This window comes from Streptococcus sp. 121 (genome assembly GCF_016458205.1).
Classification (GTDB): domain Bacteria; phylum Bacillota; class Bacilli; order Lactobacillales; family Streptococcaceae; genus Streptococcus.
This window is the reverse complement of the sequence record NZ_JAEMED010000020.1, coordinates 25,263-32,852: the sequence shown is the minus strand read 5'-3', so window position 1 is coordinate 32,852 and position 7,590 is coordinate 25,263. Positions and strand designations below refer to the sequence as shown.

The following is a 7,590-nucleotide window of genomic DNA, read 5'->3' as shown; positions in this document are numbered from 1 at the left end:
GATGAAGGCTGTTATCGCTTGTGCTCATAAGATACTAAGAATTGTCTACAAACTTTTGAAAACACATCAAACTTATGAAGCAGTAAAAGCATTAGGGATGCGGCAACACCCTTAAGACATTTTTAAATATGTTCACCTTAAGTATAACACAGATAGTGTTTTTTTGCGCTTTTTTACTGTGTTATTTTCAAATAAAAATTATCGCTTGTAAAATTGGAAATATAGACAAAATTCGCAGAGAGAAAAATAATACAAACAATAATAAAGCAATATATTCAATAACAGTAGAAGTAAATAGCCACATGTGCTTTTTCTGAAGTTGAATTAATAAAATCGAAGTAATCCCCGGTAATAAGAAAGGTAACCACGAAATTGTATCCAGTCCACCTTCAATAAACGTTTTCGTAATCAAGGGAATCCAAATTACCATAGTTGTACCTGTAATCCCCAATAACAGGTATGATTCCTTTCCTAGAATCCCAACCTGCCTTTGAACAGATTCTAATTGAACCTTTTCGGTTAAAGAAAAACTAAAAAGAGAATTAAAAAAAAGGAAAATCATACAAAGATATAAAAAAAACATCCTCAAACTATCCCCTGATAATAAAATCCCTAAAAAGAACCCCAACATTTTAGAACCATTTCTTAAAAGTTGAATATTAAAAAAACCCGTGGTCAAGCTTAACTCTACTTTTAAAATTTGTTCTTGCAATATCAAAGCCATACAACTTATAAGAAGCGTAATCACAGAATACATCAATAAATAAAGTTCTAGCTGATCCTTAAAACTTATCAAACCAAAAAACATTGAACAAATCAAGAACGTAATCCAAGAGTAATTCCTTAAAGATATACTTTGAATCACAGTTGTTTTCTTTAGACCTAACAGTAACAAAAGATCTATTACAGAAGAAATCAGTAAAATTAACAATGTGTTTTGATTATTAAAACGAATCAAAGTACCAGTCATAAAGGAATAGAAAAAACCTGAAATTAATAAATTTAAAAAATAAACACAGTATATTTTCTTATCATTAGAGAAATCCATAACATCCATACTCCTTCAAAATACCATACTCTTTCATCAAATATTTTAGTTCTTGTTCAGATGCCGTAAATCCAAAAATTTCATCATCTTTTCTAAAAAAACCGACGTAGGAATCACTTTTCATCATATAAATCGCATTTCGATTAAATAATGAACTTCTTGCTGCATACCTCAATACAGATTTACAAATTTCAAAATCAACATGTGAATTGATCAAAAAATTAACAAATGAAATATAAAAATATAAAGTAAATCTCCCATTTTCTTTAAAAAATAAATAAAAAACTCTATTAAAATCTAGCTCGACATCCAATAACTGAGGATGCCTCTCCAAGATCGTGTATCTAAATTTCATTTCAGAACCCAGAGAACTAAATATCATATCTTTTCTATCCATGATACATCCTTCCTATACTTAAAAAGAGATGCAATAAATTGCATCTCCTAAACTATACCTAGGTAAGACTTACTTCCAGTCATAACAAGTTTCTTGTCCAATTCCTTTTTGTTTTGAAGATACTTCCGTAATGGTACGTTCAAAATCATAGCATGTTTCTTGTGATGCTTGTTTCAGAGTTGTTGCTTTTTCAGTAATCATTGTCAGTACTCCTTTTTCTTATTTTTTGTAAACGTCTACAATAATAGTATATATCCCACATGTATATTCGTCAATAAAATTCTGAATATTTTTTATTTTTTGTATTTAGTATAAATTTAATTATAAAATCTTTGTTCATTGTGTATTTGGTTAATAAAATTACTTGTCCATTTTTTGCCCATCTAAATTTCTTAAAAATACTCATTTAACTCAACTTTATCTACCTTAAAATCGCTTTAAATCAACATTTTTAGTCATTATTTCAAAATTATTACAAAAAAAATCAGCCTGCAGGGGGCAGATGAATACAGACGAAAAAGCCTAGTTTATAGGCTCTTTTTGATACTCTTTTCACTTAGCATGCATACTTCTATCTTAACTTATACTTCACTTGAACTATCTTCCATTTCCCCAGTCTCCCCAATCTTAGGCAGACTTCGGAAGGAGGAACTCAGCAAGAGCGATAGGGAAAGCAAGAGCAGGCTGGCTCCACAAATCACCATCATAGTGGAGGCACAAAGGTTTCTCACGAATAGGCCTCCTAGTAAAGAAGCTAGAGGCACACTGCTTTGCAGCAGGGTCATATTTATCGTATGTACCCGTCCGATCATTTCTTGTGGAGGCAATTTTTGGAAGAGTACAGAGTAAGCTACATTTACCACGCCATTGGAAAGACCTGAAAGGAGGGTAAGGAGCATCGTGAGCGGGAGTACATGAATCCGGAGACTGACTACCGCTAGCACCCATGCAAGCCCAGTAATTGCGTAAGAAAAAGCGACCAAATAACCGGTCCGAATGCGGGTTGACACAAATTCACTCAAGCCAGACCCCAGCATAGCACCTATTCCCAGCAACATCAACAAGAGGCCATAAACCGTCGGTGTCTGAAAGTTTAGGCTGGTGAACTCCGGCAAGCTCACATAAAAGATTGCATAGATACAATTCATCAGCAAAAGCGGGAAAAGAAGCCTTAACACCAGTGGTTGCCGCACGAAAGCCAATCCTTCCTTGAGTTCCCTCACATAGCTTCCCCAGAAGTCCCTTTTTTCCTGCTCTATTTTATTTGGAAAGTTAGAAGTCTTTATTCGTTTAAAACAAAAGAAAGCTAGAAAGAAAATAAGGCTCGTCAGACCAAAGAGCTGATTGAGACTAAGCAGGGACAGGATAAGAGCAGAAATAGCATTAAAAAATAAATCTGCACCTGTGCTGGACATCATCAGCCAAGAATTTGCTCTGGTCAACTCTTCTTGAGCTACCATTCGAGGCAGGAGAGCCTCCCCTACCGGATAAAGAAACTCCGAAGCCGTCGCCAATACTGGAATGGCTAGCAATAGAAACCAGAGCTTAAAACCTAGCCAGTGAGTTACAAGGCTGAGGATTAGGAGCGCCAGAACAAGTAGACCCGATAGAGTCCCCAATAATCGCCTCTGATCCCGACGATCCACGATAGGGCCCCAGAACATTCCAAGCAAAACTGGCAGAGAAAACAGGAAACTGGCAACTCCCGTATAAAATGAATCTTGGGTTACTTGATACAGGTACCACATACAAATCATGTAGACCAAGCTATCCCCTAGATTCAAAAACAATCGGCCCATAAACAAGCGCCTAAAATCTGAATTTTTCACAATTCCTCCTAAAAACTACCGCTCCTCCTTTCGGTTCCTCTGGTAGGCCCAAACTGCTAGAACAGCCGCCAGGCCAAACCAAATCAACAAAGCCAAAAGGGACAGGGGTTTCACACTACCCGTCACCAAGAATGTGTGGCTAGCTCCCATTAAACTAAGATCGATGAATCCTTGGATCCAAGTCCAATCCACATAAAACATAGGTAAGAGGCAAGAAAGTAAAAACAAGACCATGGAAACAATGGTTGCTTGGGCAACATTCTTCAAGACTAAGCCAATGGCCAAACCAACTAGCAAATAGGTGACCACAGTTACAAATAACAAGGCAAAGTAAAGCAACCAATTCGTAACCGGTAACCCAAATAGGAACGGAGTCACACTCCCCAGAATAATCGCCGCTCCAAAAGGAATAAGTGCAGTCGATAGCAGATACTCCCCTGTCGTCACTCCTGCAAGCGACAGGGTCCGAAGATTCCGCTTCTGTTTCTCCTCGGCAGCTATAGTACAAGCAAAAACAGCTGCGTTACCATAGGTAAGACCCCCTAATAAGAGTCCAGATACGAGAATAGCAATACCGGCTTCTTCTCCTCTCCCACTCATCATTTCAACAAAAATTCGCAACAAATACGCATCCACATAAGGGGATATCAGAAAGACAAATAGCAAAAATTTATTACTTTGTAAGAATTGCCAACGTAACCAAAGTAGGCTCTTTACTCTATGATTCATGTAGGGATGCTCCTGTCAATTTGATAAAAATCGCTTCTAAATCCATTTCCGTCGAATCCATTCCAATCACTTGATCCGAAAAGTACTGGCTGACCTCAGCTCGTGGAACAACCCTCGACTGGCCATCCCGATAGCGAATGGTTACTAAATCCTCATTGGGTACCTGACGTTCCCGAATCTCCTCCAGTGTTCCAGACTCCACAATCCGCCCCTTATGAAGCAAAACCAAGCGGTCACAAAGGCGAGTCGCCTCTTCCATATTATGGGTCGTCAGAAAAATTCCAACACCTGCTTCTTTCAATTCCAGCAGCAAGTCTTGAATCTTTCTAGTCAAACTTGGATCCAAACCGGATGTTGGTTCGTCCAAGAATAACAATTGAGGACGATAAAGCACCGCCCGAATCAGCATCATTCGCTGCTTCATCCCCGTCGATAGCTTAGACGCCCGAACATCCCGTTCCTCCCATAACTCTAAGCGCTTCAACAAGGCATCCACCTCTTTCATTGGAATTTGAAAAAAGCGAGCAAAAAAAGTCAGATTTTGATAAACCGTTAAGGTTTCATAAAAACCAAGAGCATCACTCATCAAACCCATTTGGGCAAAATCCTCCGCCCCTAGGTCTTTCACATCCTTGTCGAAAACCTGAACCAGACCCGCATCCGGATCCACCTGTCCCGTCAAGATCCCAATGGTTGTTGACTTCCCCGAACCAGATGGCCCTAAAAATCCCAAAATTTCTCCACTGGCCAGTTCCAAGTCAACCTTATCCAAAGCCACTTTCTGACCAAAACTCTTTTTCAATCCTACTATACGGATCATACAGGACATCCCTTCTTATTTTTTACAAAATATTGTAACAAAAATGAGGATTGAAAAAAAGAGCATGAAATTTTTCACACGACTATTCAGGTAGCTTTACCAAAGTATTTTTTAACTGTTCAGGTTGAGTTAGCATCAACAAATGGTCTTGAGGATGAATCAGATGATGAGGTAAAGCTAACGGAATATGGAAAAAAAGAATCACCTTTTCAGTTTGATTGACAGCTGGTAACAGGGCTTCTTGACTATCAAAGCCGGAGTACAGACCCAAGTAATTGATGGCAGCTCGGTTCCCCAAACGAACACGATAAGCAGATTCTTCCTTTTGTAGATTTTTGAATAAAATCGAGGCAACTTCCTCCCCTACTGGAGAATCTGAGCTAACCATTTCATCCAGATAAGCTTCTTGGGTTGAAAAAGTCTCTTTTTGATTTTCAAACAATACGGGCAATTGTTGTAAATCAGGAATTTCATCAAACCCATCAATCAAAATGAGAGCATTCAGCTGAGTGGGATGTTTTTGGAGATAGTCTAACAAAACTGGAACCCCAAAAGAAGCAGCAATCACAATTTTGGGAGACTCTAGAGTATCTAGTTGGGTTGCTATTTTTTGTCGGATGGTATCTTTAGAAATCGTCGGAAAACTAGTCTCCAAAAATTCTAAACTTGTCCAATTATCTTTGATACTTGGAAGGTCAACCACTAAATCCCAAACATGATGAGTCCAGCCCAAAGGGCTTAGAAATAAGAAATTCGCCATCGTCAATTCCTCCTTTACGATACAAAAACCACCCTTACGGGTGGCATCTCCTTTATCTTACTGGACTTCTTTGAAGACCATTTTTTGCTTCACTTCCCCTTGTCCACCTTTGGCAATTTGGTAGGTGAAACTATCGGATGTGAACTGGTCACCAACGGCAAAGACAGAATTGTATTGCCATTGGGATAGCTCATCATTTTCCTTTTTACCTAAAGTGAGAGTGGTTGGCGTTACCGCATAACGCCATTCTGCAGCTTGCTCTTCATAGGATTTCTTAAATTCCTCTGGTGAACTGGCTGCTTTAAGGGCCACTTCACGGCTTTGGGTCACGACAACTTGATTCCCTCCGTTTTGGAAAGTCACATACATCATCTTGTCGTTTTGAGTACCATCAAGGATACTGGAATACTGGTAGGTTTTTCCTTGCACAACCTTATCCAAGCGGTGGCCACCCCAGTAGAAATATCCTCCAACTCCGATTCCGACTACAACTAATGCAGCCAAGCCCATGCGAACATATTTATTATTGAGTAATTCTTTCAGGTTTTTCATATTTGCTTTTACTCCTCATATGAATCTGAGCTAGAGCTAGAGCTGGTGCTAGTTTCAGTCCGGCTGAAAGTTGACTCAGAAGAGCTAGTGTCAAAGTCTTCATAGTCATCAGAAGAGGATGAAGAACGTGTCACTGGAGTTGAACTACTGCTTGAGCTTGAACTTGAACTAGATTCTTCTACTTCTTTGTAAACTTTAACATTGAAGGCATCGCGGCTACCCTCTTTGGTCAAGTCAATCTGCAAGTATTTAGCATCTGCCAACTCAGAAGCTTTGACCTTGAGCTTCGCATAGATTTCTTCCGCCACCTTCTTAGCAGAACTTTCTGTATACTTGCTAATGTCTGTGGTCAAAACTTGAGGTTTTGATTCATACAAACTCTTCATATCCAACCCGGCAATTAAACTTGCATTTTGGTTGAAGTCATCCTTGTTATCCAAGAAATTCAATGCGAGGTTATTTGAACTGCTCAAATCCTTAGATTTAAGAGTTCTGATTTCAGCTTGAACCTTGTCAAGGAATTCCTCCCTTTCTAGAACCTTTTCAGAACTTGATGGTTTTGTAGAGGAAGAAGTAGGTTCAGTATCGCTAGGGGTAGTACTTGAACTTGAATTAGTGCTAGATTCAGATGGGGCTGGAGAACTGCTGTCAGTTGGAGCTGCCCCACTTGTACCAACTGTACCATCTCCTGAAGGAGAACTAGGAGATTCTGAACCAGAATCAGAGTCATCATCAAACAACTTACTCATAGTGGATCCACTATTAGGGTCTTTTTCATCGTCTGGATTTTGCGCAACAGGTTGCTTCCAATCCGGAGCATCTTCTACCTTAATGTCTGGTTTATACTCAACTTTTACAATTTGGGACTGGTCAACTTCTGGGAAAATATTAATGACACTCTGTTGTAACAACGTAACATCCACATTCACATTTGTGGAATTATCGTTGTAAATATAGTTATTTCCATTGTGAATATAGTTATTAATCACAACCTTGGTCATGGCACAGTGCTGACCGTACCCATTGTATTTGTAGTCGACTGGCACTTGCCCATCCCGTTTAAGAATCAGCGTGTCTCCAGCATAGATCAAATCCACATTTTGAATGTTGTTGTCATAAGCCAGTTTAGCAATGGAAATACCTGTTGCCTGTGAGATCCCCCAGAGGGTGTCCCCCCACTGGATTACGTAAACTTGGCCATCTTGCCCAGAATCCACTACCGTACCAGATTGGTCAACCCGAATATTCTGGTTCTGCATATTTTGCTTGATTTGCTCTGGAGTGCTGGCAATCCAGTTCGTGATGTCCGCTGCCTGAGCAGTCGATTGGTATTGGTAGAACTCATCCGCCCGAACGACTGCAGCCGTTTGCAACACAGCTGGCGTCACAAACGACCCGAGTAGCAGAGTTGTCCCTAAAAGGTGTTTCTTTTTCATGCGATTTTCTCCTTTGAGG

9 protein-coding genes are annotated in these 7,590 nt (G+C 39.6%); all 9 read right to left on the bottom strand.

From position 1 onward, the window contains the following. Positions 1-187: 187 nt before the first annotated feature. Entirely contained in the window at positions 188-1,057 is an 870-nt protein-coding gene (locus JEQ21_RS05495; protein ID WP_199364461.1) for a hypothetical protein, read from the bottom strand. Continuing rightward, positions 1,035-1,445, bottom strand: a complete 411-nt coding sequence (locus JEQ21_RS05490) for a hypothetical protein (protein ID WP_199364460.1) — start codon at positions 1,443-1,445, stop codon at positions 1,035-1,037. Before JEQ21_RS05490 ends, JEQ21_RS05495 begins: the two co-directional genes overlap by 23 nt. Before the next feature lie 69 nt (positions 1,446-1,514). Next, positions 1,515-1,646 carry a hypothetical protein gene (locus JEQ21_RS10105; protein WP_267904629.1) on the bottom strand — a complete coding sequence of 44 codons (132 nt, stop codon included), beginning with the start codon at positions 1,644-1,646 and terminating at the stop codon, positions 1,515-1,517. A 380-nt stretch (positions 1,647-2,026) separates the two neighbouring features. Further along, complete coding sequence (locus JEQ21_RS05485; protein WP_199364459.1) at positions 2,027-3,274, bottom strand: MFS transporter; 1,248 nt, start codon at positions 3,272-3,274, stop codon at positions 2,027-2,029. Between the two features lie 15 nt (positions 3,275-3,289). Further along, entirely contained in the window at positions 3,290-4,003 is a 714-nt protein-coding gene (locus tag JEQ21_RS05480; RefSeq protein ID WP_199364458.1) for a hypothetical protein, read from the bottom strand. After that, a complete protein-coding gene (locus JEQ21_RS05475; protein ID WP_196966818.1) occupies positions 3,993-4,823 on the bottom strand; it encodes an ABC transporter ATP-binding protein in 831 nt (276 codons plus the stop codon). The genes JEQ21_RS05480 and JEQ21_RS05475 overlap by 11 nt, the downstream gene beginning before the upstream one ends. An 82-nt stretch (positions 4,824-4,905) precedes the next feature. Beyond that, complete coding sequence (locus JEQ21_RS05470) at positions 4,906-5,583, bottom strand: hypothetical protein (protein ID WP_199364457.1); 678 nt, start codon at positions 5,581-5,583, stop codon at positions 4,906-4,908. A 57-nt stretch (positions 5,584-5,640) separates the two neighbouring features. After that, on the bottom strand, positions 5,641-6,135 hold the full coding sequence (locus JEQ21_RS05465) for a hypothetical protein (RefSeq protein ID WP_199364456.1): 495 nt from the start codon (positions 6,133-6,135) through the stop codon (positions 5,641-5,643). Positions 6,136-6,143: 8 nt separating this feature from the next. Beyond that, positions 6,144-7,571, bottom strand: a complete 1,428-nt coding sequence (locus JEQ21_RS05460; RefSeq protein WP_199364455.1) for a LysM peptidoglycan-binding domain-containing protein — start codon at positions 7,569-7,571, stop codon at positions 6,144-6,146. Between the last annotated feature and the right edge of the window lie 19 nt (positions 7,572-7,590).